This window comes from Variovorax sp. MHTC-1 (genome assembly GCF_003984645.1).
In the GTDB taxonomy this organism is placed as follows: domain Bacteria; phylum Pseudomonadota; class Gammaproteobacteria; order Burkholderiales; family Burkholderiaceae_C; genus Variovorax.
Genome location: NZ_RWKI01000100.1, coordinates 1 through 634, shown reverse-complemented (window position 1 = coordinate 634; position 634 = coordinate 1). Strand labels below are relative to the sequence as shown.

General features: G+C 68.0%; 1 protein-coding gene. It reads left to right on the top strand.

Features of this window, described 5'->3' with window-relative positions:
- A partial coding sequence (locus EJI01_RS28450) for a methyltransferase, TIGR04325 family (protein WP_126840424.1) occupies positions 1-634 on the top strand: 634 nt, incomplete at both ends.

Genomic DNA, 634 nt, shown 5'->3' with positions numbered 1-634 from the left:
AAGCTGCCTACCGCCGCAAGTTCCTGGATAACCGCGAAGAGAACCTGTTCATGGGTTCCTTCGAGAGCTTCGCCGCCGCCGAAGCCGGCGCGCCGCCCTCCAAGGCCGTCGGATACGACAACGCCCCGGCGGACGCCTTCTACAGCCACCAGGTCGCTTTCTACGACTACCCGGGGCTGTTCTGGCTCGGCCGCGCGCTCGACGACGGCATGCGCAGCATCTTCGACCTGGGCGGCCATGTCGGCATCAAGTACTACGCCTTCCGCCGCATGCTCAACTACCCTGCCGACCTGCGCTGGACCGTCTGCGACGTGCCCAAGGTGGTGGCGAGCGGCCGGGAGCTCGCCGTGCAGCGCGAGGCCGCAGCGCAGCTCGGCTTCACCACCGACTGGCGCGACGCGAGCGGCTGCGACGTGCTCTACGCCTCGGGCAGCCTGCAGTACCTGCCGACGCCCATGTCCGAAATCATCGCCGCGCTGGCCGTGAAGCCGCGGCGCATCATCCTCAACACGACGGCGGTGCATCCGGAGCGCACGCTCTACACGCTCAACAGCATCGGCTTCGCCGTCTGTCCCTACCGCATCCAGCATCACGACGAGCTCCTCGCCGAGCTCGCCGCAGCCGGGTACAAGCG